We start from the raw sequence: 26,686 nt of genomic DNA, 5'->3' as shown, positions 1-26,686 counted from the left end.
GGGGTCGCTATCGTTCGGGCCATGACTGAGATGGCAGGCAATTCGGCGGCGCCTCGCGTGGGCGTCGTGATGGGGAGCACCTCCGACTGGGCGACCATGGAGCGGGCGGTGGATGTGCTGGACGAACTCGGGGTCCCGTTCGAGGCCCGGGTGGTGTCGGCTCACCGAACACCGGATCTCCTGTTCGAGTACGCCGAGCAGGCACGCGAGCGTGGTCTACAGGCGATCATCGCCGGGGCCGGGGGGGCGGCGCACCTGCCGGGGATGCTGGCATCCAAGACGCCGGTACCGGTGCTCGGGGTGCCGGTTGCCTCGCGCCACCTGAAGGGGCAGGACTCGCTGCTGTCCATCGTGCAGATGCCGCGCGGCATCCCCGTGGCGACCTTCGCGATCGGCGAGGCGGGCGCGGCCAACGCCGCCTTGTTCGCCGCCGCGATGCTGGCGAACCACGATCCCGATCTGCGTGAGCGTCTGGATGCCTTTCGTCAGTCCCAGAGTCAGGCCGTGCTGGGGCAGACCCTGCCACCGGACCCGTCATGATCCAGCCCCCTGCGACCCTCGGGCTGCTCGGTGGCGGGCAGCTCGGCCGCTATTTCGTGGAGGCCGCACAGGGCATGGGCTATCCCGTATGGGTCCTGGACCCGGACCCGGCCAGCCCGGCCGGGCGAGTGGCGGCGCGCCACCTGTGCCAGGCCTTCGACGACCCCGATGCGCTGCAGGCCCTGGCCGGGGCCTGCGCGGTCATTACCACCGAGTTCGAGAACATCCCGCGCCCGGCCGTGGAGTGGCTGGATGCGCATGCCTGTCTGCGCCCGGGGCCGCGCGCCCTGAGCATTGCCCAGGATCGCCTGGAGGAGAAGGCCTTCCTCGGCGAGATCGGTGTGGCGGTAGCCCCCTGGCAGGCGGTCCTGGCCGGCCAGACGCCCGAAGTGCGAACGGACGCGGGAGGGCCGACGTTCCCCGCGATCCTGAAGACCGCGCGCCTGGGTTATGACGGCAAGGGCCAGGTCCGGCTGGCGCAGGCCGGCGAGTTGCCCGCGGCGCATGCCGAGCTGGGGCTGGTGGACTGCGTGCTGGAGGCCCAGGTTGAGCTGGAGCGCGAGCTCTCGGTGCTGGTGGCGCGAACCGCGGACGGCGCGAACGAGGCCTTTCCGGTGGCGGAAAACACCCATCACGAGGGCATCCTGCACCTGACGCGGGTGCCGGCGCGGGTCGGCGACGAGCCGCGCGAACGCGCCACGGCGATCGCGCGGCACATCGCCGAGCAGCTCGACTACCAGGGGATACTGGCGGTGGAGTTCTTCCTCACGGTGGAGGGTGAATTGCTGGTCAACGAGATCGCGCCGCGTCCGCACAACTCCGGGCACTACACCCAGGATGCCTGCACCGTCAGCCAGTTCGAGCAGCAGGTGCGCGCGGTCTGCGGGCTGGGGCTGGCCCCGGCGTTGCTGACCACGCCGGTGGCGATGGTCAACCTGCTGGGTGACCTGTGGCCCGCCGCAGGGGACCCCGACTGGCAGGGCGTGCTGGCTGCCGGCCGCGCGCGGCTGCATCTGTATGGCAAGGCCGAGGCCCGGTCCGGCCGCAAGATGGGGCACGTCAACGTGCTCGGTCTGCCGGGCGAGGATGACGCCGGCGCCGCGGCCTCCACCGCCGAGGCCCTGTGGCAGGGCCTGGCCGAGGCTGTGGAGCGGACTGCGGACGGAGGGGTGGCATGAAGGAGGACTTCCCCACGATCCAGGCGCGGCGTACCCGTCAGGCGGAGCTGAAGCGCGACCTGGAATTCGAGGACACGCTGGCCGGAGAACACCTGCGGTTCCGCACGACCTGGGGCCTGTTCTCGCCGCGCCGCATCGACGATGGCACGCGGATGTTGCTGGAGCGCATCGAGGTGGAGCCAACCGATGCCTGCCTGGATCTGGGCTGTGGCTATGGCCCGATCGGCCTGACGCTGGCGCGCAAGGCGCCGCAGGGCCACTGCACGCTGGTGGACACCAACTTCCTGGCGGTGGAGTACAGCCGGCGTAACGCCGAGCTGAACGGCATCACCAATGTGGACTGCGTGACCAGTAATGGCTTCGCACAGATCCGTGACCGGCGTTTCGATCTGGTCACCTCCAACCTGCCGGCCAAGGTGGGGCGCGAGATGCTCTACACCTACCTGCTGGACGCCCACGAGCAGATGAACCCGGATGGACGCATCTATGTCGTAACCATTACCGGGTTGCGGCGGTTCATCGAGAAGGGGTTCAAGGAAGTGTTCGGCAACTACGACAAGGTCAAGCAGGGCCGCGAGTACACTGTCGCGGCCGCGGTGCGCGAGCCCGACTGAGCATGGTCGAGGGGGCGGGCGAACTGCCGGTTGCGCTCCGGGTGCTGTCCGCCGTGCTGCTGGGTGGCGGCATGCTGGTGATGCTGCGGCGCATGCCCTGGGAGACCTTCTTCGTGCCCGGCCGCGCCCAGCTGTTCGTGATCGCCACGCTGTGCCTGCTGCTGATCTGGAGCCTGCGGGCGCAGGCCCTGGATGGGCTGGCCCTGCATTTTCTGGGTATGGCCACCGTGACCCTGATGTTCGGTTGGCAGCTGGCGATCCTGATGGTCTTCCTGGTAGTGGCGATCCTCGGCCTGTTCGGCGTGCTCCCGCTAGCCGCCTTCCCGTTGACGGTGCTGCTGGCGGGCATCCTGCCGGTCGCGGTCACCTGGGGGCTGCTGCGGCTGTCCGAGGCGCGTCTGCCCGCGCACATGTTCATCTACCTCTACGCGGTCGGTTTCCTCGGCGGGGCGCTTTCGGTGGTTGCCACCGTGCTGGCCTCGGCGGCGATCTACGGGTTGTTCACCGAGCTCGCCTGGGCAGATATCCATCGCGACTACCTGCGCTACCTGGCCCTGCTGGTGCTGCCCGAGGCGGTGATCAACGGGATCGTGATTACCGGCCTGGTCATGGTGCGTCCCGAGTGGCTGGCGACCTGGTCGGACGAGCGCTACATCCACGGACGCTAGGAAGGCTCCGGCCCGCATTCTCCGACCGATCGAATGGCTCCATGGAGCGGCCTGTGGTTATGTCCCTGTTTGGTTCTATGTTAATGCACCATTCAGGAAAGCCCTGCTAACGTTTGCATCAAGACGGGGCGACGACCCCGCCCGGGAACTTGAACGAGGAGACTACAATAATGAAAACCAAGCTGTTCGTGCTGGCCGGTATTGCCGGCAGTGTCCTGATGCTGTCCAGTGCGGCCCAGGCCGTCGATATCCAGGCGGGTCAGTCCAAGTACCAGAACACCTGTGCCAGCTGTCACGGTGCCCAGGGCAAGGGGCAGGCGATCTTCCCGGCGCTGGTCGGCCAGGACGCGGAAACCGTGGCCAGCCTGCTGGAGCGCTATCGCGCCGGCGAGGAGGTCGGTGATCATACCGCGCTGATGCGTCCGCAGGCCCAGGGCCTGAGCGACGACGACATCGCCAACCTGTCCAACTACATCGCGACCGAGTTCAACTGATCCGGGCGCCTTGGTAGAGGCAAGCGAAGCCAGCCAACGGGCCGGGGGTTTCCCCGGCCCGTTGGCGTTGGAGTGCCGCCCGCTGCGACCACTGGCTTTTGCCTGGCATCCCGGCATCCGGTAAAGTTCGGCGATTCCGAGAGCACGGTCGACGGTCGGCCCTGCTTCACCAGCGATCCCTGCGAGGCTTTCCATGGCACAACCCGATTTCATCGCTCCGTCCATCCTCTCCGCCGACTTCGCCCGCCTGGGCGAGGAAGTCGACAACGTCCTGGCGGCCGGTGCCGACACCGTGCACTTCGACGTGATGGACAACCACTACGTGCCCAACCTGACCATCGGCCCGCTGGTCTGTGATGCCCTGCGCAAGCACGGCGTGACCGCGCCGATCGACGTGCACCTGATGGTCAAGCCGGTGGATCGCATCATCCCGGACTTCGCCCAGGCCGGTGCCAGTTACATCACCTTCCATCCGGAGGCCTCCGATCACATCGACCGCACCCTGCAGCTGATCCACGCCGAGGGCTGCAAGGCCGGGCTGGTGTTCAATCCGGCAACCCCGCTGTCCTATCTCGAGTACGTGATGGACAAGGTCGACATGATCCTGCTGATGTCGGTGAACCCGGGCTTTGGTGGCCAGAAGTTCATCCCGAATACGCTGGACAAGCTGCGCGCCGCGCGCAAGATGATCGACGACTCCGGGCGTGATATCCGCCTCGAGATCGATGGTGGTGTGAAGGCCGACAATATCCGCGAGATCAAGGCCGCCGGTGCCGATACCTTTGTGGCCGGGTCCGCGATCTTCGGCGCCGGCAGCGACACCGACCCGAACCGCTACGACAGCATCATCCAGCAGATGCGCGACGAGCTGGCCAAGGCCTGAATCGACGGTTACCGGAGACCGGGATGTCCCTGAAACGCCCCCGCATGATCCTGATCGACCTGGACGGCACGCTGATTGACAGCGTGCCGGACCTGGCCTTTAGCGTGGATGCGATGATGCGCGAGCTGGGCCTGCCCGAACGCGGCGAGCCGGCCGTGCGCAACTGGGTCGGCAACGGCGTGGAACGGCTGGTTAAGCGTGCGCTGGTCAACGACCTCGACGGCGAGCCGGACGCGGAGCAGTTCGCACGTGCGCTGCCCGTGTTCATGCGTATCTACCAGGAGAACACCGCCGGGCGTTCGCCGCTTTACCCGGGCGTGCGCGAGGGGCTGGACCAGCTCAAGGCCGCGGGCTACCGCCTGGGCTGCGTGACCAACAAGGCCGAGCGCTTCACCGTGCCGCTGCTGCGCGAGAAGGGCATCCTCGACGACTTCGAGATCGTGGTCGCCGGCGACGCCCTGCCGCAGAAGAAGCCGGATCCGGCCCCGCTGCTGCACGCGGCCGACAAGCTCGGCGTGGACCCGTCCGAGGCTTTGATGGTCGGGGACTCCAAGAGCGACGTGAAGGCCGCCCGTGCCGCTGGCTTCCAGATCGTCTGCATGACCTACGGCTACAACCACGGCAAGGATATCCGCGACGAGCGCCCGGACGCGGTGCTCGATCGGCTGGACGAGCTGCCAGACCTGCTGCCCGCCCGGGCGGCGTGATCCGTGATGTCGGCAACGGACCGGACAATGGGGCGATGGCGAGACGGCGAATGAACCGCCACGCCATCCATCCCCCTTGTCAGGAACCGTTGTGATGACCCCCGAACAGTTCGATCAGCTGGCCCGCGAGGGCTATAACCGCATCCCGCTGGTGCGCGAGGTCCTGGCGGATCTCGAGACCCCGCTGTCCATCTTCCTCAAGCTGGCCAACCGGCCGTATTCCTACCTGTTCGAGTCCGTGCAGGGCGGGGAGCGCTGGGGGCGGTATTCCTTCATCGGCCTGCCGGCGCGCACCCTGGTGCGCGTGCATGGCCACGACATCACCGTGGAGACCGACGGCGCGGTGATGGAGCAGACCACCGAGACGGACCCGCTGGCCTGGATCGAGGCCTATCAGGCGCGCTTCAAGGCCGCGGAGCTGCCGGGGCTTCCACGTTTCACCGGTGGCCTGGTCGGCTATTTCGGGTTCGAGACCGTGCGCCTGATCGAGCCGCGCCTGGAGGGGCCGGAGAAGCCAGATGCCCTGGGGTTGCCGGATATCCTGCTGATGGTCTCCGAGGAGGTCGTGGTCTACGACAACCTCTCCGGGCGGCTGTACCTGGTGGTACACGCGGATACGACCCAGGCCGGTGGCCAGGCCGTGGCCGCTGCCCGCCTGGACGAGCTGGAGGCCCGCCTGGGCGAGCCGCTGGTACCGCCGGAGGATCCGCCGCATCCACACGCGGTGCCGGAGTATGTGTCCGGCTGGTCGGCCGAGGGCTATCAGGCCGCAGTCGCCCGGGCGCAGGAATACATCATGGACGGCGACGTGATGCAGGTGGTGCTGGCACAGCGCATGAGCGTGCCGTTCTCCGCACCGCCGCTGAACCTCTACCGTGCCCTGCGGGCGCTGAACCCGTCGCCCTACATGTACTACCTCGACCTGGACGATCACCACGTGGTCGGTGCGTCGCCGGAGATCCTGGTGCGCCTGGAGGACGACTGCGTGACCGTGCGTCCGATCGCCGGCACCCGCCCGCGTGGGCGTACCGAGGCGGAAGATCGCGCGCTGGAGGCCGAACTGCTGGCGGACCCAAAGGAGCGTGCCGAGCACCTGATGCTGATCGATCTGGGGCGCAACGACGTCGGCCGGGTCTGCGAGATCGGCTCGGTGGAGGTGACTGACACCATGAGTATCGAGCGCTACTCGCATGTGATGCACATCGTCTCCAACGTGGAGGGGCGGCTGGCCCCGGGCCACTCGCCGATGGATGTCCTGCGCGCGACCTTCCCGGCCGGGACCGTCTCGGGGGCACCGAAGATCCGCGCGTTGGAGATTATCGACGAGCTGGAACCGGTCAAGCGCGGGCCCTACTCCGGTGCGGTGGGGTACCTCTCGTGGTCGGGCAATATGGACACCGCGATCGCGATCCGCACCGCCGTGCTGCACGATGGCGAGTTGCACATCCAGGCCGGGGCCGGTGTGGTCCACGACTCGGTGCCGGAAAACGAGTGGCAGGAGACCCTGAACAAGGGGCGCGCGGTGGTGCGTGCGGCCGAGACTGCCCTGGGCGGTCTGGGGCCCCGGCGCCACCGCGACTGAGGGCCGGTCATGCGGTGCGGTGGCCTTCGCATCCTGTTGCTGGTGCTCGGGCTCTGGCTGTTGCCGGGGCTGGCGGCGGCGCAGATCGTGGTGCTGGTACCCGGGGGCTGGGATCGCGGCGACGGTTTTCGCCAAGCCGGGTTCACCGCGGCCCTGAACGCCGCCGGCTATGCCGATGGCGGGCGTGCCCGTGCAAACGTGGGCGCTGCGCACTTCGAGCGAGCTCCCGACCCCGCCGCACGCCAGTTCTATACCGTGGATCTGCCGACCGCTGTGGCTCCACCGGAACGGGCGCGGGCGCTCGGCCAGGTGGTCGATGGTCTGACCCGGCGCCACCCCGGCCGCGAGCTGGTGCTGGTCGGGCATTCCACCGGCGGGGTCGTGGCGCGCGAGCTGCTGGTGCGTCAGCCGCACCCGGCCATCTCCACCCTGGTGACCTTCTCCGCGCCGCATGCGGGGGGCGGCTGGTCCGCGCTGGCGCGTTCGGTGACGGATGCGCTGGCCGATTCCCCGCTGGGGCTGTACGCCCCGTTCGCCGGAATGCAGGGGCTGCACCGGCGCGAGGGGCTGTGGGGGCCGGAGGGCGGCTCGCCGGATGCGACGCACCTGGAGTGGCTGAACACGCGGGAGCATCCGCCCATCCGCTATGTATCGGTGGTGCGGCTGGCCGACCCGTGGGTGGATGCCGCCAGTCAGGACATGAACCGTCTCCCGGCCTTGCGCGGACGGGCGCATACCCTGCCCAGCCCTGGCGGGCACCGGTTGGAGGCCGCCGACGGCACCCTGCTGGTGGCGCTATTGCTGCCCCGATGAAGGCGCACGGTTTCGCCAGCGCGATTGCGGTTGCGGCGCAACCACTCGGGACCCGGGGTATGCTTGGTTCCTGCCTGGGTGCGCATGACCTCGGTTTTATTCGTCTGCCCGTTTCTTTCGGCCTCCAGGGGCGTTCGCCATGATCCTGATGCTCGACAACTACGACTCGTTCACCTTCAACCTGGTCCAGTACCTGGGCGAGCTGGGGGCGGAGGTGGTGGTGCACCGCAATGACTGCATCACCCCGGAACAGATTGCGGAGCTCGACCCCACCGGTATCGTGATCTCCCCCGGCCCCTGTACGCCGAACGAGGCGGGGGTGTCGCTGGAGGTGATCCGGCGCTTTGCCGGCGAGATCCCGATCCTCGGGGTCTGCCTCGGGCACCAGGCGATCGGCCAGGTCTTCGGTGGCCGCGTGGTGCGGGCGCGCGAGATCATGCACGGCAAGACCTCGCCGGTGCATCACACCGGGGTCGGGGTGTTCGCCGGGCTGGAGAATCCGCTGGAGGCCACGCGCTATCACTCGCTGGTGGTCGAGGCCGCAAGCCTCCCGGAATGTCTGGAGGTCACTGCCTGGACCCAGCGCGAAGACGGCTCGCGCGACGAGATCATGGGCCTGCGTCATCGCGAGCTGGATGTCGAGGGCGTGCAGTTTCACCCGGAATCCATCCTGACCCGCCAGGGGCACGAACTGCTCGGCAACTTCCTGAGTCGCCTGCCCCAGCCGGCGTGAAGCGCAGGTCAATAGACACCTTTTCACGCGGCCCTTACTGCTTGTTCTGGACGGCAGGTGGGGTTCGCCTGGCCGCGCCTGCTGGCGGTATTGCGGCTCGCACCGCTCGCGCGGCGGCCTCTCGCGGGTCGTGCCCGACCGGTGTTCACTCTCGATTCCGGCGCGCATGCCTCGCTTGAGGGGCGCCGCCACGGAACGCAGCACGCGGCTGCGCTTCGCCCTGCTGGTAGCGCCGCTGTCCATGCTGGCGCCGTTCTCGCTGGATACCTATCTGCCCTCGTTTCCGGCGATGGCCGAGGCCCTGGCCGTCGATGGTGTGGCGATGCAGGCGACGCTGTCCGCCTATCTGGTCGCGTTCGCCGTGGCCACCCTGATTGCCGGCCCGCTGTCGGATGCCTATGGCCGGCGCCCGGTGGTGTTGTGGGCCCTGCTGGCCTACGTGCTGACCTCGGTGCTGCTGGTGTTCGCGATGGAGTACTGGCAGGTGCTGGCGTTGCGCATGGGACAGGGGCTGGCGGCGGCGGCCGGGGTGGTGGTCGGGCGAGCGCTGATCCGCGATCGCTTTGATCCCACCGACGCGCGGCGGGTGTTCGCGCTGGTCACCATGATGTTCGCGATCGGGCCGGCCGCCGCGCCGATCATCGGCGGCTGGTTGCAGGCGGCGTTTGGCTGGCGTTCGGTGTTCGCCTTCCTGACACTCTACGGCGTCTTCCTGCTGTTGGCGGTGCGCGCCTGGATGCCGGAGACCCTGCCGCCGGTCGGCCGCGTCTCCAGTCACCCGCGTCCGGTCATCCGGGGCTACCTGGGCACGCTGCACAACCCGGCGTTCCTGTTCCCGGTCGCGGTCCATGCGGGGATGTTCGGGGCGATGTTCCTGTTCATTGCCGCGTCCCCGACCATCATCTACGAGCACCTGCAAGGCGGGGAACAGGACTTCTGGTGGTTGTTCGGGCCGCTGGTCGCCGGGCTGGTGGTGGGCGGCTTCGTCGCCGGGCGCGTTGCCGGGGCGGTGAGCCCGCGGCGGGCCGTGGCGATCGGGCTCGGGCTGTCCGGGCTGTCGCTGGCGCTGGTGGGCCTGGCGGTGCTGGCCGACGGCCCGGTGGCTGCGATCACCGGGCCGTTCGCGCTATACAGCTTCGCCCTGGCCACGGCGATGCCGTCGCTGACCCTGCTGGCGCTGGACTGTTACCCGGGCGCGCGCGGCATGGCCGCGGCCATGCAGGCCTTCGTGCAACTGGGCTTCAGTGCGTTGCTGGCACTGTTCCTGGTCGACTGGCTGGACGATGCCATGGGGCGTCTGGTCCTCGCGGCGTTGCTGCTCTGGGCCCTGGCGCTGGCCGCCTGGCTGGTCGCGCCGGGCGGTGGTCGTGCGGGCACCGCGCGGACGTTACACTAGCCGCTTCGAATTTCCGCAGGAGCAAGCCCGTGACCGTGCAGCAAGCGATAGCGGCCCTCATCGAGCGCCGCGACTTGGACGAGGCGACCATGACCGCCGTGATGCAGGCGGTGATGACCGGCGAGGCCACGGATGCCCAGATCGGCGCGTTCCTGGTGGCCCTGCGCATGAAGGGCGAGACCATCGAGGAGATCCGCGCGGCTGCCGGCGTGATGCGCTCGCTGGCCACGCGCGTGGATGTGCCGCGTACCGGGCTGGTGGATACCTGCGGAACCGGCGGCGATGCCTCGGGCACCTTCAATATCTCCACCGCCGCGGCGCTGGTGGCGGCGGCGGGCGGCGTGCGGGTCGCCAAGCACGGCAATCGCTCGGTGTCGTCGAAATCCGGCAGTGCCGACGTGCTGGAATCGCTGGGGATCTCGCTGGGCCTGTCGCCGGCGGCGGTGGGGACCTGTATCGACGAGGTCGGTGTTGGCTTCCTGTTCGCTCCCGCCCACCACGGCGCGATGAAGCACGCGATCGGTCCGCGCAAGGAACTTGGCGTGCGTACGCTGTTCAATGTGCTGGGGCCGCTGACCAACCCCGCCGGGGCGCCGAATCAGGTGCTCGGCGTGTTTTCCCAGGATTGGGTGCGCCCGCTGGCCGAGGCCCTCAAGGGGCTCGGTAGCGAGCACGTCCTGGTGGTGCATGCCGAGGATGGTCTGGACGAGATCAGCATCGCCTCGCCGACCCGGGTGGCGGAGCTGCAGGATGGCGAGATCCGCGAATACACCATCCGTCCGGAGGATTTCGGGCTGACCACCACCGCGCTGGATGCGGTGCGGGTCGACAGCGTGGAGGCCTCGGCCAGCATGCTGCGCGGCGTGCTGGACGGACAGGCGGGTGCGGCACGCGACATCGTGCTGCTGAATGCCGGGGCGGCGATCTACGCCGGCGGCGGGGCGGACACACTCGCAGCGGGGATCAAGGCCGCCGCCCGGGCGATCGATTCCGGCGCGGCGCGCGAACGGCTGGAGCGCCTGCAAGCGACCAGCGCAAGACTGGCAAACAAGGAAGCACAATGAGTGAAGGCAACGCAGTACCCGACATCCTGCAGCGCATCCTGGAGCGCAAGCGCGAGGAGCTGAAGGAACGCGAGGTGTACTGGCCACTGCGCGAGTTGCGCGGCTGGATGGGGTCCGCCCCGGCGCCGCGTGGTTTTCGCGCGGCCCTGCAGCGCGATATCGACGCCGGGCGCCCTGCGGTGATCGCGGAGATCAAGAAGGCCAGCCCGAGCCAGGGCCAGATCAGCCCGAACTTCAACCCCGAGGCGTTTGCGCGCAGCTACGAGGAGCATGGTGCGACCTGTCTGTCGGTGCTGACCGACGTGGACTTCTTCAAGGGACGCGACGGCGACCTGCGCGACGCGCGTGTGGCCTGCACGATCCCGATCCTGCGCAAGGATTTCGTGATTGATCTCTACCAGGTCTACGAGGCCCGTGTACTCGGCGCGGATTGCGTGCTGCTGATCGCGGCGGCGCTGGATGACACGGCGCTGCACGAGCTCTTCTTCCTGACCCGCGAGCTGGGCATGGATGCCCTGGTGGAGGTGCATGACGCCGAGGAGCTGGAGCGGGCCAAGCGCATCGGGGCCGACCTGATCGGCATCAACAACCGCGATCTGCACAGCTTCGAGACGCGGCTGGAGACGACGCTGGAGTTGAAGGATCAGGTGCCGGAGGAGGCCCTGCTGGTGACCGAAAGCGGCATCCACACGCGCGAGGATGTCGCGCGCATGCAGGCGGCCGGGGTGAATGCCTTTCTGGTGGGCGAGGCCTTCATGCGCACCGAGGACCCGGGTGCGGCCCTGGGCCAGCTGTTCCGCGGCGAACAGTAGCCTCTCCCAAGGGAGGGGCGAAGGCCCGGGCCGAAGGAGGCTGGCCCGGGTTTTATCTCGACGGAGGCTGCGGGGAATGCAGCGTCAGCGGGTGCCGAACACTACGATGGTCTTGCCGTGGGCGGTGATCAGGCCGCGTTCTTCCAGATCCTTCAGCACGCGTCCGGCCATCTCGCGCGAGCAACCCACGATACGCGCGATCTCCTGCCGGGTGATGCGCAGCTGCATGCCGTCGGGGTGGGTCATCGCGTCGGGCTGCTGGGCCAGGTCCAGCAGGGTGTGGGCGATGCGGCCGGTGACATCCACGAACGCGAGGTCCATCACCTTGCGCGAGGTCTGACGCAGGCGGGCCGCGATCTGGCTGGTGAGCAGCATCAGGATCTCGGGGTCGCGCTGGGCGATCTCGCGGAACTGGGTGTAGGGAATCTCCGCGGTCTCGGTGTCCTCGCGGGTGGTGACAGTCGCGCTGCGCGGGTCGTCCTCGAACATGCCCAGCTCGCCGAAAAACTCGCCCTTGTTCAGGTAGGCAAGTACCAGCTCATGTCCGTTGTTCTCGCCCAGTACCGAGACTGAACCACTGACCACGTAATACAGTGTGTCGGGTACGGTGCCCGAGTGAATGATCGTGGTGCGCTTGCGGTACTGGCGCCGGTGGCAGTAGCCGAGGAAACGCTCCAGCGCGGGCGATGGCTGCGCCGGGCGGTAAATGAACGGGTTGTTCAAGGCTTCCATGGTCACGTCCGATATCAGCTTCCTGAGGATGAGCGCCAGTGTAATGCAGCATCCGTGCCCTGCACCCCGGGGTAACTGGCACCGTTCACAAAATCTGCCGGCAGGGCCCTGTTTTGTGCAGCAGGTCCGCCCTGAGTAGAGTTCTACCCGAGTATAGGCGTGGATTTCTCCATCCAACAGTGTGAAAGGACAAGCCCGATGCAGGTGAAAGTGAAATGGCTGGATCAGGTGGCCTTTGTCGGCGAGACCGACAGCGGCCACGCGGTGGTGATGGACGGGGCGCCGGATGCCGGGGGGCGCAACCTGGGCGCACGCCCGATGGAGATGCTGCTGTTGGGGATGGGCGGTTGTACCAGCTTCGATGTGATTGCGATGCTGAAGAAGGCGCGCCAGCAGGTGCTGGACTGCGAGGTGACCGTGGAGGGCACGCGGGCGGAGACCGTGCCCAAGGTCTTTACCGACATCCATGTGCATTTTCGCGTGTACGGCCACGAGCTGTCAGAGAAGCAGGTCGGGCGTGCGGTGGGGCTCTCGGCCGAGAAGTACTGCTCGGCCTCGCTGATGCTGGGGGCCTCGGCGAAGGTGACCCATGACTTCGAGATCATCGAGGGGCCGGCGCCGCGCTGAAGCCGCGTCTCCCTGGGCCCGTCCTTGGACTTGCGGGCCGGGGCGTCTACAATTCGCCGCTCGCTGCGGCCCGGGCCAAGAGGACACGCCATGCCTCGTCACAAGAAGCAGATCAAGCTCCACGGTTTCAATAACCTGACCAAGAGCTTGAGCTTCAATATTTACGATATCTGCTATGCCTCGGGTGACCGGCATCGCGATGAATACATCGCGTACATCGACGAGGCGTACAACGCCCAGCGTCTGACGCAGATCCTGTCCGATGTGGCCCACCTGATCGGGGCCAACATCCTCGATATCTCCCGCCAGGACTACGATCCGCAGGGCGCGTCGGTGACCATGCTGATCTCGGAAGAGCCGGTGGCCACCGAAAAGATCGGCTACACCGAAGGCCCCGGCCCGCTGCCGGAGACCGTGGTCGGCCACCTGGACAAGAGCCACATCACGGTGCACACCTACCCGGAGGCGCACCCGGAGGGCGGGATCGCGACCTTCCGCGCGGATATCGACGTGTCCACTTGCGGGCGTATCTCGCCACTGCGCGCCCTGAACTACCTGATCCACAGCTTCGAGTCCGACATCGTGATCATGGACTACCGCGTGCGCGGCTTCACCCGCGACGTGCGTGGCAAGAAGCACTTCATCGATCACAAGATCAACTCCATCCAGGACTTCCTGTCGCGTGACACCCAGGAGAAGTACCAGATGGTGGATGTGAACGTGTACCAGGAGTACCTGTTCCACACCAAGATGGTGCTGAAGGACTTCGACCTGGACAGCTACCTGTTCGGGCTGGGCAAGGATGATTACTCGGCCAAGGAGGCCAAGCGCATCTCCAAGCTGCTCAAGCACGAGATGATGGAGATCTTCTACGGCAAGAACATGAGCAGTCCGGGCTGAGGCCGTGCTCGCCGCGTGTTGCACGCGGCGATGATCTTCGGGCGTCCCGTGTTGCGGGTCAGATCCAGTAGGCGGTGCGCGTCATCACGCTGGACGTCAGCGGCATCAGGAGGTTGCGCACCGGCCACGGGGGCGCCTTGCCGCCCAGTGCCATCGCGTGCGCGCCGTGTTCCACCTCGTCCTGCTTCATCTGCGCCAGGATGCGCGCGGAGACCTCGTCGTGCGCCGGAAGGCGCTCCAGGTGGCGGTCCAGGTGGCGTTCCACCTGGCGCTCGGTCTCGTCGATAAAGCCCAGGCTGTAGGCATCGCCGGTCAGGCCGGCGAGCGCGCCCATCCCGAACGAACCCATGTACCAGAACGGCCCCAGCAGGCTGGTGCGGCCGCCCAGGTCGTGTACCCGGCGGGCGCACCAGTGCAGGTGATCGCCCTCCTCGCGCGAGGCCTGGTCCAGGTGGCCGCGGATCTCCGGGTTGCGGGCGGTCAGCATCTGGCCCTGGTACAGCCCCTGCGCCGCGACCTCGCCGGCATGATTGACCCGCATCAGGCGGGCGGACAGGTCGCGTTCGTGATCCTCCAGGTGCGGCCCGATGTCGTCCCCACCCGGGGATGGCCGGCCGGTGGAGCGGGCCTGTCCGGAGACGACCTTCACGAAGGCGTCGGCCTGGTTGATCAGGTGGTCCAGCGGGGAAAGTCGGCGCATGGTTCCGGTCCGGTTGGGGCGTCGTGGTGTACCCCTCAAGGGTACCGCAAGCGCGGGCAGGGATCAGCGCCCGGCGGAGTGGTGGGTGTGGTTTTTCAGACGCCGGGCCAGAAAGCGGGCGGGTGACAGGATTTCCGGCGGGTCCGATTGTTCGCTTGCCAGCGCCCGCAGGTGCACACTGCAACCGACATTGGGGCTGATGATCGCGTCCGGGGCGTCGGCGGTTAGGGCCTGCAGGGTCTCGGTGCCCAGGTCGTCGGCCATGGCTGCCTGTGTCAGCATCGCGGTGCCGCCGGCGCCGCAACAGTTCGGCGCGTCGGCGACCGGCACCAGCGTGACCCCGGGCAGGCGTCCTAGGATTGCGGGCAGCTCGCGGGCCTCGCGGGTGACGTTGCGCAGGGTGCAGGGCCGATGCAGCGCGATGCGTATCGGTGTGGCGTCCCAGATATCCCCGTCGGTGTCGGCGGCGTCCAACCATTGCGCCAGAAACCGGGTGAGGCTCTGGCTGCACGCTGCCAGCGTGTCCTCGGGGTATTCGCGCAGCGTGGCCTCGCAACCGCTGTCCAGCGCGATCACCGGCACCTCGCGGGTGCCGAAGGCTTCGCCATTCCGCGCCTGCAGCGCCTGCGCCGCCGCGCGGTGGCCGGTGTGCTGGTCCAGCGCTCCGCAGCAAACCTGGCCCTGCGGGATGGCGATGCGCACGCCGAGGGCGTCGAGGACCTCCAGAGCGGCTTCGAGATCGGGGCCGGTGAAAAAGCGGTCCATGCAGCCGGTGAACAGCAAGGCATCGGCCGTATTCGGGCTCGCGGTCGCGTGCAGTCGGGGGGCGGGTGCCAGGGAGTCGCGGGTGTGGGCGAGACTGCGTTCCCAGCCGCCGCGTGGCAGCAGGCGGTCTACACCCAGGCGGGCGCCAGTGCGCGCCGCCAGCCCCCCGAGGCTGCGCAGGCTCGGATGTAGCAGGGCCTGGTGCTGTAGCGCCTGGCGCCAGCGGTCCCCGCGCGACGGCGTGGTGGGGTGTTCGGTCAGGATCTCGCGGGCGCGGTCCATCAGTGCCCCGAAGGGCACGCGGGCCGGGCACACCGTCTCGCAGGAGCGACAACCCAGGCAGCCTTCCAGGTGGCTGCGCAGGCGTTCGGATTCCGGCTCCAGCTGGCCCTGGGCCAGGCCCTGCATCAGGGTCAGCCGCCCGCGTGGGGAGTCGCCCTCGACCCCGTGCCAGCCGTAGGTCGGACAGTGCGGCAGGCACAGCCCGCAGTGCACGCACTGGTCCGCGGCGGAAAGTCCCCGGAATCTCAGGGGCTGGTCCGATGCGCCGAGCGGCTTTGCTAGGGTCTTGCCCTCATTCGATTCCGGGAGGTCTCCCATGCTCGTGCGTTCGTTCCGGCCCGTCGGGTCTGCGTTTGCCTCGCTCATCCTGCTGAGCATACCAGTCTCGCAGGCCCTGGCCTGGGAGGCCGAGGGCTGGCAATCGACGATCGAGCTCGGGGCCTCCAAGACCACCGGGAACACCGAGTCCACCACGGCCACGGGCCGTTTCCGCGCCGAGCACACGACCATTGACTGGCGCAATCGCATCCGCCTGGACGCGTACTTCCACGAAGAGGACGACGAGACCACCGGCGAGCGCTACATCGCCGGTTATCAGGCGGACCGCAAGCTGGGCGAGCACGACTACTTGTTCGGGGCGCTGCGTTACGAGCGTGACCGCTTTAGCAACTATGACTACCAGGGTTCGGCCACGGCTGGTTATGGTCGTCGCCTGATCGACGGCGAGCGGGTGCAGCTGGACGGCGAGATCGGTGCCGGTATGCGCCAGGTGCGCATCCGCACGACCGGGGAGACCGACAACGAACCGGTCGGCCGCCTGGCCGGCAACTTCCGCTGGGAGATCAGCGAAAGCGCCCGCCTCACCGACGAGTTGCTGATCCTGACCGGTAGCGACAACACCGAGATCGAGAACATCCTCGCCCTGACCGCGGATGTCACCAGCCGGATGTCCCTGCGTACCAGCTTCACCGTGAAGCACAACACGGACGTCGAGCCCGGCGTGGAGAATACCGACACCATCACGGACGTCAGCCTGGTCTACCGTTTCCGCTGAATGCACGGACAGCGCACGCTGCCACCCGCCGTTTTGCCGGTGGCAGCGTTATCATGAGCCGCAGGGATCATCGGAGACTTCCATGGGCTACTACCAGCGCCATATCTTTTTCTGCACCAACTGCCGCGAGGACGGCAACTGTTGCGAGGACCACGGGGCGACCGAGATGCGCGCCTATGCAAAGAACCAGGCCAAGGCCATGGGCATCCACGGCAAGGGCCAGGTGCGGGTGAACACCGCCGGCTGCCTGGACCGCTGCAACGAGGGACCGGTCGCGGTCGTCTATCCGGAGGGCGTCTGGTACACCTACCAGGACGAACGCGACATCGACGAGATCCTGGAAGAACACCTCAAGAACGGCCGCGTGGTCGAGCGCCTGCAGATCTGAACCCCGCCGGGCGACGCGCTGGCTTGACTTTATGCGCCGGCCTCCGGAGAATTCGCAGCCCGCGTGGCTACGTAGCTCAGCTGGTTAGAGCACATCACTCATAATGATGGGGTCCCCTGTTCGAATCAGGGCGTAGCCACCACCAATTCAAGGGGTTGCCTCGGCAGCCCCTTTCTCGTTTGGGCACCGTGCCCACCTCGTGCCCACGCCGTGCCCATTCGGTGCCCAGGGCATGTTCGCTGAAGGTCTCCCACCGTTTCGTGCAGCCGCGCCATCGTGCGTGGCCACCGCCGAGATAACTCCCCTTCCGTCAGGACCTGTTCCGCGCTTCGGTGCCGGGAACGTGGTCACTGTGTTTCGCCATCCCCATCCCCTTCCGGGGTGTATTCGAAGAGTTCGCCCACCGAGCAGTTGAACAGCTCGCAAAGCTTGTCCATGGCGTCGATCTCGATGCGAACGGCTTCCTCCTTGTAGAGAAGGGAAACCGTATTGCGATGTAGCCCGGTGGCGCGGGCGACATCCATGATCTTCATTTTCCGCTTTCCCATAAGGGTCGACAGGTGACATCGGATCATCGTAGGCGACCTTTTTCCATTCTGAATGACATTTTGCCTTGACAGGCGTCATTCTGGGTTCTAAATTGTCATTCAGCAGGGCATAAACTCACCCTGCGTGGACAAACTTCACCCAGAAAGTCGCTTTGGAGGCTATATGAGCTACACCTACCTGTCTACTGCCGAACTCTCCGGTCGCATCAAGTACGAAGTACGCACGATTCGCGACCGACTCAAGGACAGCGTCCTGCTTGAAGGTCGCCACTACATCCGCCCTTTCGGGGGGCGGAAGATTCTCTTCATCTGGGAGACGATTGAAGAGGACATGATGAAGTCCGGCGCGTTTGCAGTACCCATGGCCAACGGGGGTATCTGCAATGGCTAGCGTTCGGGCGCGGAAAGATACTGGGTATCTTTTCCTCGACTTTCGCTATGCAGGGAAACGCTACAGGGAACAGACCACGCTCCCGAATACGCCGGCCAATCGGAAGCGCCTTGAGCAGGTGGCGCGCCGACTGGAGGCGGAAGTCGCCGCCGGGACCTTTGACTACGGAGCATTCTTTCCCGACAGTCCGAAAGCACCGGCGCCCGCGGGCTTGCAACAGCAGGCGGTGGCCATGCCTCGCGCCTCGCTTGCCCCCAAGCCTCCGATGCGAACGCCCTCGCTCGAGTCGTTCTATCGAACCTGGAGTGATGAGATGGCGCCGACCTGGCGCCAGACCTACCGGGAAAGTGTTGCTACGGCCTTCGAGACGCACGTGTTTTCGTTTTTCGGGAGGGGAAGGGAGGTCGGCGACATCAGTAAGGAAGACATCCACGCATTTCGGGCCCATCTCGCCAAAGGTAGCCCCGTACGCAAACGTGAGCTGTCGCCTTCCACCATCAACAGGACTCTCAAAATCCTGAGGATGATGTTCGGTGAGGCCGCCGACCGATTCCAGTTTAGATCCCCGTTTCTGGGCGTGAAACTCCTGAAGGAGCGAAAGACGCAGGTCGATCCGTTCACGCTCGACGAAGTGCGGCTGATCCTGAAGCACGTTCGCCCCGACCTGAGGAACTACTTCACCGTGCGCTGCTTCACGGGGCTGCGCTCCGGTGAAGCCCACGGACTCAAATGGAAGCACGTCGATCTTGACCGTAACCAGATCCTGGTCCGGGAAACGTACTTGGATGGCCGGACCGAGTACACCAAGAACGACGGTTCTCAGCGTGAGGTGGCCATGTCCCGCCGCGTCCGCGAGGCGCTGTTCGATCAGCGCAAGGCGACCGGACATCTCGACTATGTCTTCACGAACACGGCGGGGCAGCCGATCGATAATCGAAACCTGACCAAGCGGGTCTGGGCCCCATTGTTGCGTTACCTCGACATCCCCTACCGACGGCCCTACACGATGCGGCATACCGCCGCGACGTTGTGGCTGGCCGCGGGCGAGTCGCCCGAGTGGATCGCTCGTCAGTTGGGCCACACCTCCACGGAGATGCTGTTCAAGACGTACTCGCGATTCATCCCGAACGCGACGCGGCAGGACGGTTCGGCATTCGAGAGCCTGATCGATGAACGCTTCGGGGGTGAGTCATGAAGGCATCCGTCCCCACCGTCGAGCACTTGGTGCCCGGGCACGTAGACGAAGCCGTGCAAACCTTTGGCGTCTACCGAGTCCGGGACTACTTCGAGCGGGCAGGCGTTGGCCATCTCGTCCTGCACCACGCCGGCCAGCGCTGGGAGGGGGAAACCCGGAACCCCGCGGTGGCAGCAGGGGTGCGCGAGGACATCCGGGCCAGGACCGTCCGGTTGAATCCGAATGCATTGATCTATCACCCGGTTTCGACGCGCGTGAACCGTCCGACTGAAGACGATCCCGGCTTGATCGAGCCGACCGCCTGAACGGCCACAAGGCAGTTGGGTGATGCTACCTTTATGGGTAGGCCTGCGGCGGGCACGCAGAAAGGACGGCATCCATGGCTGACCAGAACGAAGTCGAAGAGCGCATTACCCGCATCCGCGAGAAAGCAACCGCGCTGTTCGAAGACCCGGAGATTGCTGACCGCTGGATGTGCACACGGAATCGTGCGCTCGGGGACGCGCCCATCAACCTGCTGGAAACAGTAAAGGGTACCGAAAAGGTCGAGACTGTCCTGCACCGGATCGAGCACGGCGTATTCTCGTAAGGGACGAAGGGAAACAGAGAAGGGGCAAGGAGCCATGACGGAAGCAGCATCCCCATCGGTCTCGGTCGATGAACGCAGCGCCTTGGCGCGGATGGTGGCGCAGGCCTTCGAGAACTGGGGCCTGGATACGGACGAATCACTCGCCATCCTAGGGCTGGGGCCGCAGGACACGGATCCGCTGTGTTCATATCGCCAAGGGGAGCCGCTGGCCGATAATCGTGAGCTTCTGGAGCGTGCCGGCCATGTTTTGGGCATCCACAAGGACCTGCGTCTGCTATTCCCGCACGACCGGGAGAAAGCCTATTGCTGGATGCAGACGCACAACCGTGCGTTTGATGGCTGCACTCCGGCCGAAGTCGTGAGTCGGGAGGGGTTGCAGGGCCTGTTGCGCGTCAGGGGCTATCTGGACCGCGTTGTCGCCTGACGATTCCACTGGAATCACGCCTGAACGTTCTGTTGGGCCCGTGGGATTCTGGGCGAGCTCGACGTATTTTCAATGGATCGATTTTACGGCAAGGCGACACCTTGGCCCGTCAACGCCCGCGTCGTTTGGATTGGCTGCGCCCTGCGCGTAATGATTGAAGCCTTGCAGGGTGGGACCCCTGAAGGACTGGATTACCTGAGGCGAGTTAACGCGGAGGAATCGAGACCTAGAGGGCGGGGAGCGTTCCTTCCATGCGACGACAATCCGCCGCGCTCAAACCAAAATCGCGGGCCCTTCGCGGCCAGTTCGAAACCGCCCGGGTCACCTCCTGGGTGATGGTTTGGGCTTCTTGCGTCGAGAGGCCGAAGTGATCATGGACGCCCATGACCAGATCCATCGAGCCGGTGCGATCGCCGCGGTCATCGAGTGCCAGCGCGTGCACGGCTGCCCCCTCCTTGATCGGCGTCGGGTTGATATCGAATGCGGGTGAGAGTCGCCACCCCGAGGCGGGGTCCCACAAGAACCCGTGATTGCGGAGATGGTCGTCCGTATTCCGGACGAGGACACTGAACACCATGCGTCGCCATAGTTGCCGCAGGTCCTCCCGGGGGCTCCCGCCGTGCTGCAGGATGGCTCCCGCGATCTCCAGATAACTGGCGTCTTCCCCGTCACGCTTTCGGCAAAGCGTCATCGCGCTTGCGTACGGAACGCGTCCATTGCCGTCCTCCATTCGGTCGAAGCGGCGAGAAAGGAATACGCTGCGGCCATCGACTGCGATGGATTGGAAGCGGGGCGTTACGATGCCCGCGTCGTGAGCCAACGCGAGGGTCAATGCTTCCCATCGCGGTACCGGCCGCGGATCTTGATCGCGCTCGAACTTGGCGATCCACTCACAGCCGAATTCATCGACCACAACGGCCTTGGGTCGTGCTCCCCCCAATGGGGATCCGGGACCCAGGAGGATCTGTACATCCCGCGCGGTTTCCGTGCCGGACTCTAGGTGTCGGGCCGCTTCCTGAATCTCATGCATCTGGGTCACTGGGGGCGTTTTTTCATCTGACACCGCAAGAAATGGCGCTTCTGCTTGATCGCCCTGGAGATCACGAAAGCGCAGCGCGCCCATACGATACCGGTCGGTGAGGCCAAGCACGTAATCGATGTCGAACAGTGGACGAAGTGTCCGCTGTTCCTGGGCGGCTGCGTACCACTCTGCGCGCGCAATCAGATAGCGCCCCCATCGGTCGGGAGCGGCATCGGCAAAGACTGGGAAGAGCGAATGTCCATCGCTCGGGTATTGGGGACCTTCGAGCATCGGTAGCGATGGATCAATGGCAAACGCGAGCGGTGAGCGCAGCCAATCGGTGTGGTACTCAAAGCTCGCCAGAATCGTTCCGCGTTGAAATGAGGTTCGCATCGTGCCGACACGGACATCCGGACCCATACGATTGACCCAGACTTCGATTCCGCCAGCATGTTCCGTCATGGCTCAATCTCGTCTGCGCGGCCTACGGACCCGTTTAGGGAGATGATCTTCGCTGAGCCGGAGTCCGGTGGGATCTTTCTCGGGCGCGCCAAGGTCTTCGATCTGGTCGGTCATCTGTAGCACAAAGAGGGCGAATGCGACCGCACCCCAGCTCACGGAAGGATCGCCGGATTCGATCTTTGCATACGTTTTCCGACTCACCCCAATGCGCTCTGCCATCATCGCTTCCGTCCATTGGCGCCGCTTGCGAGCAATCTCGATGTTTTCGCCCACTCTCTTCATTGCGTTCTCGAGGGGCGGGAGGGGGCGAAACTTCATGTGTGCATTCCAAGAATGGGTAGAATAAGGCGCATTAAATGGGAATTAGGTAAAAGTTAATACGCATTATAGCCTCGGGCGTCTCTGGGTATCTTTGGCGCGCTCGAACGATCGGGGGGTGGATGCAGAGGGAAAGAATGGATAGAATATTACAAGGTATTACTTCGTAATAAGAGGCCCTCTATGGCAACGTCACTGAAGATTGATGACACGTTGAAAGGTCGCGTCCAGCACCTTGCCGGTCAACGCCGACGCACGCCTCACTGGATCATGCTCGAAGCCATCCGGCAATACGTCGAGCGCGAGGAAGCCCGCGAGAGCTTCAGGCAGGAAGCCCTGGCGTCCTGGTCGGCCTATCGGGAAACCGGCCAGCACCTGACCGGACAGGAAGCGCGTGCCTGGTTGAACACCTGGGGCACTGATGATGAAAAGGCCGTGCCCGAGTGCCACGAGTAATCGTCACCGCAGGCGCAGCAGAAGGATTGGAACGATGCCGGGGCTTTCTTGCCACCAAAGCCCCGGATGCCGCCAGGCGCGCGGGCCAGGCGATCGAGCGGCAATTCCTGCTGCTGGAAACGGTACCCGATGCTGGCCGGCCGGACCCTGAAATACCCGACCTGCGCGAGCTGTTGATTGCCTTCGGCGACTCCGGATTTGTGGTCCTGTACCGTCGCGACCCGGCCGACGACGCGGTGTATGTCCTGGCCTTCCGACACCAGAAAGAGGCGGGCTACTGATGTGGAGCCCGAGCTTTAACCGCTTGCGCCGCGCGGCGTGTACGGGGCGGCCTGCAAACGGGCTCGGGGGGTTGGTTAGGGAAACAGCCCCGGCATCAGCCGCGACGCCAACGTGGCAGGCAACGCGAGTCGCAAAGGGGCTCGGAAGCTGGGAGATTCCACCACCCCCTGCGACAGCAGAGCCGACGTGATGCGACGTGCCTGGCGCTCGCTGAGATCCAGCAATCCGGCCACATCCCCGCGCGGTAGCGCGCCGCGGTACAGCACCGCCTCCAGCACCCGGCCGGAGCGCAGCGGCAACCCATCGTTACGGACCTCTTCCTCTGCCCAGCGCAGAATGCGGTCCCGAAGCCGCTGCGGCTCCATCAACCGCTCCATGAAGTCGACCTGATCGAGACAAACCCATAAGAAGAACCCCGTAAACTCTGCCAGCGCCGCCTCACTTAGTTGCCCCCGTCCATCCAGGCCACCCCGGCGCGGCCCATCACAAGCCATCAGTCGGCGTCTGTATTCCTCCTCGTTGCGCGCCAGGCCCCGCGCGACCGACCAAACGCCGCCGGTGTCCAGATGTTCCATCAAGACCGCGTGCGACATGAGTCGCGCCACCCGACCGTTGCCATCCAGAAACGGATGAATCCACAACAACCGGTGGTGGGCACACGCTGCTGAAAGCACCCGATCCAGCCGACCACCGCTTGCATAAACCGCCTCGAACCGCGCGAGAAAGCGGCCCAGTGCGCCCGGGCTCACCGGCACATGAGGCCCCACCTGAACCTCGTGCTCACGCAACGCCCCCGGGATCACCCGCAGAAGCTGCCCGGATGCCGGATGCTCCACCCATAGCAACTCCTCCGGCAATGGCTCGCAAAAGCGACGGTGCAGCTCGCGCAGCCCATCCGCCGCCGTCGCACGGCCCGTCAGTCCGCCTTCATCAATCCAGTGCTGAGCGGCTATATGGGCTCTCGCCTCGAGCTGAAGACCCCGCTGCTGGGAATCCGGGCTGTACTCGCCCTCCAGTGCCTGCTCAATCTCCACGGGATGGAGGTAATGCCCCTCGATCAGGTTGCTGTAGTAGCAGTTCGCAGTACGAGCAAGGCCCACCAACGCAGGTTCCACGCCCTGGGGCAGGCCGCGCCGAAAACCCGCTGCGCGCCCCACCAGTTCGACAACCAGGTCGCTCAGTTCGTCACGATGACGAGACCCCTCGCCAATCTGAAGTGGCTCCATCAGCGCAACGTTCTCACCACGATCCACGACCGTGTCGATGTCCGCTTCATTGTCCGCTCTATAATCGCTCATAATACCGGTGGATCAGTGACTTAGTCGATCCTTTCCGGAAAGCATGTCCGGAAGCCTGTCCGGGTTGCCGGGCGCTCTGGATGTTGAGTTTGCCCGGGCAAACTCCTCGGCCAAATCCGGGCGAAATTCGTGGGCGATGAAGTTGCCAAGAAAGGGATGGCTCATCCGCGATATTGCCCTCGGGGCCATTCTCATCGTACAGCCCCGCTGTCTGGCCTTGGACAAACGCGTATATGACCAGGTGAGACCTGACACCTACCTAGTGGGCCATGCGGTTAATAAGGTAACGCTCAGCCGTCGCACAAGCGTTGTGGGCAAGGCGCGCAAGCGCAGGACTGGCCTTCGCCCATTCAAGCGAGCGGAACGCAGCCCACGGCGCTTGTGCGACGGCCCTTCGGGAGTCACTGTGCGGCCGCGACTCGGCGTTGCGTTTCTTGGCAAGGACGCCGCCATTCCCTGCGAAACGCGCCTTGATTCGCGCCAGCACAGTGGCTCTGAGCGTTACCTTATTAACCGCATGGCCCACTAGGCCTCCGTCCGAGCGATCAGCCCGCCTTCACTCGGACCAGGACCTCATCCGGTTCGGGGCGTGATGGCGGAGGCAGAGGACGCCCGTCCAGCCGGTAGCCCTCTAGTGCCACCATGAGTGCGTCCGCCATCTCGGCCTTGGCTTCGTCGCGTTCCGCTCCGTCAGTGAGCGCTTCCGGTACGTCGCGGCAGGTAGCGAGGTAGCGTCCATCTGCGTCGGGTTCAATCCGGACCGGATATTTCTGAGTGTCCATCTCGAGGCTTCCTTGTCGATTGTCCAGCATCATTGCGCCGGCGCCCGTTTTCTGTACGCCCTGCCCAGCTTGTTTGTGTTCAAGACCGCCAGCTTTTGAGAGGGTCTCGGACGACCTGCTCAAAAAACGGCAATTTTGAGCAGGTGGCGGCCAAGCGGTCGCGCCCGAAGCACTTGGCGACGGACATCATATGTGGGCCCGCCATAAGAGGGCCTCGAAGGTCTCGCCTCCTTCCAGCGCTCGATCTGTTCCGGATACGGGCCCTTGCGCCGGCAGTACTCCGATAGAGCCTGTTCGTTCAGCGCAGCGGTCTCGATTACCACCGCGAGCTTGTCCTGGCCACTCCAGGATTCCGGGTCCTCAGGATCCGCCGGCACCGCATGCCCCCGGCCCCCGGGAACTCTCGGCGCCAGGCATGCAGGGTCGGCTCCGAGACACCCGTCTCGCGGTGGACATCAGCCACCCATCGGACTTCTATGCTGACAGAGGGGGATTTCGCCAGTGATAATGTTTGCCGGGAACGGTTGGGGCAGGAGCTGAACCATTTCGTCAATGCCTTTCGGCTGAGGTTAAAGGCGATGGGCCGGTGAGGTATCGGCTGCGAACAGGAGAACCTGCATGAGTCGGTATCGCGTCACAGGGCCGCAGGGGGGTGCCGAACCTGGCTCCGACGGTCGGGTATTGGTCAACAAGCTCGGCATTACCGATCAAAAGAGTCTGGACGAGGCAGAGGCCGAGCTTTTGCTCATGCTGTACGAGGCGGTATTCGCGGACCTCCGGGAAGATCGGCCGCTGGATGTCGCGTTGCTCAAGCACTGGCATCGCCGTTGGCTCGGCAGCCTCTACGACTGGGCTGGAGAGGAGCGGCAGGTCAACCTGCAAAAGGGCGGTTTTATGTTCGCGGCGGCGCAGCAGATCCCGCACCTGCTACAGGCGCTGGACCAGAAGTGGCTGCAGAGGCTGACGCCATGTTGCGGCATGGACGACGACGCTGCGTTACGAGCGATCGCGGAAATCCACGTGGAGCTGATCCTAATCCACCCGTTCCGGGAGGGAACCGGCCGAATTGCGCGACTTCTGGCGGACGCCATGGCGTACCAGGCGGGCATCGGGCTACTGGACTACAGCGACTGGGACCAGAACAAGTCCGCGTACATCGCGGCGATTCATGCCGGGCTTGAGGGGGACTATCAGCCGATGGTCGAGCGGGTCAGGCGAGCCGCAGCGATTTGAGATGGGGCTTGGGTGCGCGCAGCTTGGCCTCGATGGCTTTGCTGGATTCGCCGGTTTCCACCGCTGTGGACGTCGCCACGGCCCGGATGATGGCCTCGCGGCTGACCGGCTTGCGGCTCGTTTTTGCATGGGGTGTGTTCATGGCGCGCTCCTGGAAGTGCTCCTGTGATTATACCCTCAGCGCCCGCAGGATGCCTGCGCCGCGCAGGAAACGACTGGCAGACTTGCTAATTTGACCCCACGGAACACCAGAGTGCGGTATGGCAGGGTCGCGGAGTACACGGACGTTGAAAAACTCCTGATCGATCAGTTGGTCGATCTGGGATGGGAACACCTGACCGGTTCGGTGGACGGCCCGGGTGTGACCTACCGCGAGAGTCTCGCGCAGGGGGTGATAGTGCCCGTGCTCCGGGAACGGCTTCGGGCGATCGAGCTGCGGGCGGACCAACCCTGGTTGGACGAGAGCAGGTGGACGGGGCGCAGCTCGACCTGTTGGGGCGCCCCGGACGCTCGACCGGACCCGCGTCGCCCGATCAGTCGCGGATCTCATAGAGCAGCACGCCTCGAGTGTCGCGGACCTGCTGTTGGCCCAGGGCGCCTTCGGTGAGGTAGCCCTTGCGGTTCCCGTCGGCGTCATAGATGGAGGGCTTGCCGAATCCGGCGGGTGCCGTCGCGGCGCATCCTGCCAACAGGCATGCGAGTCCGCTCACGATCCATCTCATGGCGATCTCCTGATCCGGTGATGTTTCGGACAG

35 protein-coding genes and 1 tRNA gene are annotated in these 26,686 nt (G+C 65.6%); 26 read left to right on the top strand and 10 right to left on the bottom strand.

The window, feature by feature from the left end; translation table 11 throughout:
- The first annotated feature begins 30 nt into the window (after nucleotides 1-30).
- The 13 genes from purE to trpC all read left to right on the top strand — a co-directional run bounded on the left by purE (nucleotide 31) and on the right by trpC (nucleotide 11,484).
- Nucleotides 31-540: a 5-(carboxyamino)imidazole ribonucleotide mutase gene (gene purE / locus D573_RS0101225; protein ID WP_018145146.1), complete on the top strand. Its 510-nt coding sequence runs from the start codon at nucleotides 31-33 to the stop codon at nucleotides 538-540.
- Entirely contained in the window at nucleotides 537-1,718 is a 1,182-nt protein-coding gene (locus D573_RS0101220) for a 5-(carboxyamino)imidazole ribonucleotide synthase (RefSeq protein WP_018937375.1), read from the top strand. Before purE ends, D573_RS0101220 begins: the two co-directional genes overlap by 4 nt.
- Nucleotides 1,715-2,332 (top strand): class I SAM-dependent methyltransferase, encoded by a 618-nt coding sequence (locus tag D573_RS0101215; protein WP_018937374.1) that lies wholly within the window; start codon nucleotides 1,715-1,717, stop codon nucleotides 2,330-2,332. The genes D573_RS0101220 and D573_RS0101215 overlap by 4 nt, the downstream gene beginning before the upstream one ends.
- A gap of 2 nt (nucleotides 2,333-2,334) precedes the next feature.
- Entirely contained in the window at nucleotides 2,335-3,000 is a 666-nt protein-coding gene (locus D573_RS0101210; RefSeq protein WP_018145149.1) for an energy-coupling factor ABC transporter permease, read from the top strand.
- A 170-nt stretch (nucleotides 3,001-3,170) separates the two neighbouring features.
- Nucleotides 3,171-3,494 carry a c-type cytochrome gene (locus D573_RS0101205; RefSeq protein ID WP_018937373.1) on the top strand — a complete coding sequence of 108 codons (324 nt, stop codon included), beginning with the start codon at nucleotides 3,171-3,173 and terminating at the stop codon, nucleotides 3,492-3,494.
- A gap of 193 nt (nucleotides 3,495-3,687) precedes the next feature.
- Entirely contained in the window at nucleotides 3,688-4,377 is a 690-nt protein-coding gene (gene rpe / locus D573_RS0101200) for a ribulose-phosphate 3-epimerase (RefSeq protein WP_018145151.1), read from the top strand.
- Between the two features lie 23 nt (nucleotides 4,378-4,400).
- The gene (locus D573_RS0101195; protein ID WP_018937372.1) at nucleotides 4,401-5,084 is read left to right on the top strand and encodes a phosphoglycolate phosphatase; all 684 of its coding nucleotides are present in this window, start codon (nucleotides 4,401-4,403) and stop codon (nucleotides 5,082-5,084) included.
- Between the two features lie 94 nt (nucleotides 5,085-5,178).
- Nucleotides 5,179-6,666 carry an anthranilate synthase component I gene (gene trpE / locus D573_RS0101190; protein WP_018937371.1) on the top strand — a complete coding sequence of 496 codons (1,488 nt, stop codon included), beginning with the start codon at nucleotides 5,179-5,181 and terminating at the stop codon, nucleotides 6,664-6,666.
- A gap of 9 nt (nucleotides 6,667-6,675) precedes the next feature.
- A complete protein-coding gene (locus tag D573_RS0101185; RefSeq protein WP_018145154.1) occupies nucleotides 6,676-7,479 on the top strand; it encodes a triacylglycerol lipase in 804 nt (267 codons plus the stop codon).
- A 139-nt stretch (nucleotides 7,480-7,618) separates the two neighbouring features.
- Complete coding sequence (locus D573_RS0101180) at nucleotides 7,619-8,212, top strand: aminodeoxychorismate/anthranilate synthase component II (RefSeq protein WP_018168959.1); 594 nt, start codon at nucleotides 7,619-7,621, stop codon at nucleotides 8,210-8,212.
- Between the two features lie 166 nt (nucleotides 8,213-8,378).
- Entirely contained in the window at nucleotides 8,379-9,608 is a 1,230-nt protein-coding gene (locus D573_RS0101175) for a multidrug effflux MFS transporter (RefSeq protein WP_018937370.1), read from the top strand.
- 29 nt (nucleotides 9,609-9,637) lie between these two features.
- Nucleotides 9,638-10,672: an anthranilate phosphoribosyltransferase gene (gene trpD / locus D573_RS0101170; RefSeq protein WP_018145157.1), complete on the top strand. Its 1,035-nt coding sequence runs from the start codon at nucleotides 9,638-9,640 to the stop codon at nucleotides 10,670-10,672.
- The gene (trpC, locus tag D573_RS0101165; RefSeq protein ID WP_018937369.1) at nucleotides 10,669-11,484 is read left to right on the top strand and encodes an indole-3-glycerol phosphate synthase TrpC; all 816 of its coding nucleotides are present in this window, start codon (nucleotides 10,669-10,671) and stop codon (nucleotides 11,482-11,484) included. The genes trpD and trpC overlap by 4 nt, the downstream gene beginning before the upstream one ends.
- Before the next feature lie 84 nt (nucleotides 11,485-11,568).
- Here trpC and crp read toward each other — a convergent pair whose 3' ends face one another.
- Nucleotides 11,569-12,216, bottom strand: a complete 648-nt coding sequence (crp, locus tag D573_RS0101160; protein ID WP_018145159.1) for a cAMP-activated global transcriptional regulator CRP — start codon at nucleotides 12,214-12,216, stop codon at nucleotides 11,569-11,571.
- Between the two features lie 198 nt (nucleotides 12,217-12,414).
- Here crp and D573_RS0101155 point away from each other — a divergent pair, with 198 nt between their 5' ends.
- Entirely contained in the window at nucleotides 12,415-12,843 is a 429-nt protein-coding gene (locus tag D573_RS0101155) for an OsmC family protein (protein WP_018145174.1), read from the top strand.
- A gap of 90 nt (nucleotides 12,844-12,933) precedes the next feature.
- Nucleotides 12,934-13,743, top strand: coding sequence for an adenosylmethionine decarboxylase (speD, locus tag D573_RS0101150; protein WP_018937368.1), 810 nt, complete (start codon nucleotides 12,934-12,936; stop codon nucleotides 13,741-13,743).
- 58 nt (nucleotides 13,744-13,801) lie between these two features.
- On the opposite strand, the gene coq7 is transcribed toward speD, so the two are convergent.
- Together coq7 and D573_RS0101140 are read right to left on the bottom strand one after the other, a co-directional pair.
- Entirely contained in the window at nucleotides 13,802-14,443 is a 642-nt protein-coding gene (gene coq7, locus D573_RS0101145) for a 2-polyprenyl-3-methyl-6-methoxy-1,4-benzoquinone monooxygenase (protein WP_018937367.1), read from the bottom strand.
- Nucleotides 14,444-14,506: 63 nt separating this feature from the next.
- Complete coding sequence (locus D573_RS0101140; RefSeq protein ID WP_196800517.1) at nucleotides 14,507-15,703, bottom strand: (Fe-S)-binding protein; 1,197 nt, start codon at nucleotides 15,701-15,703, stop codon at nucleotides 14,507-14,509.
- Nucleotides 15,704-15,806: 103 nt separating this feature from the next.
- Here D573_RS0101140 and D573_RS0101135 point away from each other — a divergent pair, with 103 nt between their 5' ends.
- The 3 genes from D573_RS0101135 to D573_RS0101125 all read left to right on the top strand — a co-directional run bounded on the left by D573_RS0101135 (nucleotide 15,807) and on the right by D573_RS0101125 (nucleotide 17,074).
- On the top strand, nucleotides 15,807-16,544 hold the full coding sequence (locus tag D573_RS0101135) for a YdiY family protein (RefSeq protein WP_018937365.1): 738 nt from the start codon (nucleotides 15,807-15,809) through the stop codon (nucleotides 16,542-16,544).
- Nucleotides 16,545-16,626: 82 nt separating this feature from the next.
- On the top strand, nucleotides 16,627-16,932 hold the full coding sequence (locus D573_RS0101130; RefSeq protein WP_018168966.1) for a ferredoxin: 306 nt from the start codon (nucleotides 16,627-16,629) through the stop codon (nucleotides 16,930-16,932).
- 65 nt (nucleotides 16,933-16,997) lie between these two features.
- Nucleotides 16,998-17,074: transfer RNA gene (locus tag D573_RS0101125), tRNA-Met, on the top strand.
- Nucleotides 17,075-17,279: 205 nt separating this feature from the next.
- Here the strand turns inward: D573_RS0101125 and D573_RS0101120 are convergent.
- Nucleotides 17,280-17,507: a helix-turn-helix transcriptional regulator gene (locus tag D573_RS0101120; protein WP_026287883.1), complete on the bottom strand. Its 228-nt coding sequence runs from the start codon at nucleotides 17,505-17,507 to the stop codon at nucleotides 17,280-17,282.
- A 136-nt stretch (nucleotides 17,508-17,643) separates the two neighbouring features.
- Between D573_RS0101120 and D573_RS0101115 the strand changes: the two genes are divergently transcribed.
- The 5 genes from D573_RS0101115 (at nucleotide 17,644) to D573_RS0101095 (ending at nucleotide 20,079) form a co-directional block, all read left to right on the top strand.
- Complete coding sequence (locus D573_RS0101115) at nucleotides 17,644-17,871, top strand: hypothetical protein (protein WP_018937363.1); 228 nt, start codon at nucleotides 17,644-17,646, stop codon at nucleotides 17,869-17,871.
- A complete protein-coding gene (locus D573_RS0101110) occupies nucleotides 17,864-19,066 on the top strand; it encodes a site-specific integrase (RefSeq protein ID WP_018937362.1) in 1,203 nt (400 codons plus the stop codon). The genes D573_RS0101115 and D573_RS0101110 overlap by 8 nt, the downstream gene beginning before the upstream one ends.
- A complete protein-coding gene (locus D573_RS0101105) occupies nucleotides 19,063-19,371 on the top strand; it encodes a hypothetical protein (RefSeq protein WP_018937361.1) in 309 nt (102 codons plus the stop codon). The genes D573_RS0101110 and D573_RS0101105 overlap by 4 nt, the downstream gene beginning before the upstream one ends.
- A 74-nt stretch (nucleotides 19,372-19,445) precedes the next feature.
- Nucleotides 19,446-19,655: an MbcA/ParS/Xre antitoxin family protein gene (locus D573_RS0101100; RefSeq protein ID WP_018937360.1), complete on the top strand. Its 210-nt coding sequence runs from the start codon at nucleotides 19,446-19,448 to the stop codon at nucleotides 19,653-19,655.
- 91 nt (nucleotides 19,656-19,746) lie between these two features.
- Nucleotides 19,747-20,079 (top strand): MbcA/ParS/Xre antitoxin family protein, encoded by a 333-nt coding sequence (locus tag D573_RS0101095; protein ID WP_026287882.1) that lies wholly within the window; start codon nucleotides 19,747-19,749, stop codon nucleotides 20,077-20,079.
- A gap of 226 nt (nucleotides 20,080-20,305) precedes the next feature.
- Here the strand turns inward: D573_RS0101095 and D573_RS0101090 are convergent, their stop codons facing one another.
- Together D573_RS0101090 and D573_RS0101085 are read right to left on the bottom strand one after the other, a co-directional pair.
- Nucleotides 20,306-21,562, bottom strand: a complete 1,257-nt coding sequence (locus tag D573_RS0101090; protein ID WP_231367848.1) for a type II toxin-antitoxin system HipA family toxin — start codon at nucleotides 21,560-21,562, stop codon at nucleotides 20,306-20,308.
- Nucleotides 21,563-21,565: 3 nt separating this feature from the next.
- The gene (locus tag D573_RS0101085) at nucleotides 21,566-21,880 is read right to left on the bottom strand and encodes a helix-turn-helix transcriptional regulator (RefSeq protein WP_018937357.1); all 315 of its coding nucleotides are present in this window, start codon (nucleotides 21,878-21,880) and stop codon (nucleotides 21,566-21,568) included.
- Between the two features lie 183 nt (nucleotides 21,881-22,063).
- Here D573_RS0101085 and D573_RS0101080 point away from each other — a divergent pair, with 183 nt between their 5' ends.
- Together D573_RS0101080 and D573_RS0101075 are read left to right on the top strand one after the other, a co-directional pair.
- A complete protein-coding gene (locus D573_RS0101080; protein WP_019564015.1) occupies nucleotides 22,064-22,336 on the top strand; it encodes a CopG family ribbon-helix-helix protein in 273 nt (90 codons plus the stop codon).
- 26 nt (nucleotides 22,337-22,362) lie between these two features.
- Entirely contained in the window at nucleotides 22,363-22,617 is a 255-nt protein-coding gene (locus D573_RS0101075) for a type II toxin-antitoxin system RelE/ParE family toxin (protein WP_018937356.1), read from the top strand.
- A 75-nt stretch (nucleotides 22,618-22,692) separates the two neighbouring features.
- Here the strand turns inward: D573_RS0101075 and D573_RS0101070 are convergent, their stop codons facing one another.
- A complete protein-coding gene (locus D573_RS0101070) occupies nucleotides 22,693-23,916 on the bottom strand; it encodes a Fic family protein (RefSeq protein WP_018937355.1) in 1,224 nt (407 codons plus the stop codon).
- Nucleotides 23,917-24,461: 545 nt separating this feature from the next.
- Nucleotides 24,462-24,698, bottom strand: coding sequence for a type II toxin-antitoxin system HicB family antitoxin (locus D573_RS0101065; RefSeq protein ID WP_018937354.1), 237 nt, complete (start codon nucleotides 24,696-24,698; stop codon nucleotides 24,462-24,464).
- Nucleotides 24,699-25,316: 618 nt separating this feature from the next.
- Between D573_RS0101065 and D573_RS0101060 the strand changes: the two genes are divergently transcribed.
- Complete coding sequence (locus D573_RS0101060) at nucleotides 25,317-25,931, top strand: Fic family protein (protein ID WP_018937353.1); 615 nt, start codon at nucleotides 25,317-25,319, stop codon at nucleotides 25,929-25,931.
- Here the strand turns inward: D573_RS0101060 and D573_RS14650 are convergent.
- Complete coding sequence (locus D573_RS14650; protein WP_018937352.1) at nucleotides 25,909-26,073, bottom strand: hypothetical protein; 165 nt, start codon at nucleotides 26,071-26,073, stop codon at nucleotides 25,909-25,911. The two genes, D573_RS0101060 and D573_RS14650, sit on opposite strands and share 23 nt — an antisense overlap.
- Nucleotides 26,074-26,464: 391 nt before the next feature.
- The gene (locus D573_RS0101050; RefSeq protein WP_018937351.1) at nucleotides 26,465-26,653 is read right to left on the bottom strand and encodes a hypothetical protein; all 189 of its coding nucleotides are present in this window, start codon (nucleotides 26,651-26,653) and stop codon (nucleotides 26,465-26,467) included.
- Nucleotides 26,654-26,686 lie beyond the last annotated feature (33 nt).

The sequence above is a fragment of the Thioalkalivibrio sp. AKL9 genome (assembly GCF_000377825.1).
GTDB lineage: Bacteria > Pseudomonadota > Gammaproteobacteria > Ectothiorhodospirales > Ectothiorhodospiraceae > Thioalkalivibrio > Thioalkalivibrio versutus.
The sequence above is the reverse complement of the archived record's forward strand: the minus strand, read 5'-3'. Positions and strand labels throughout refer to the sequence as shown.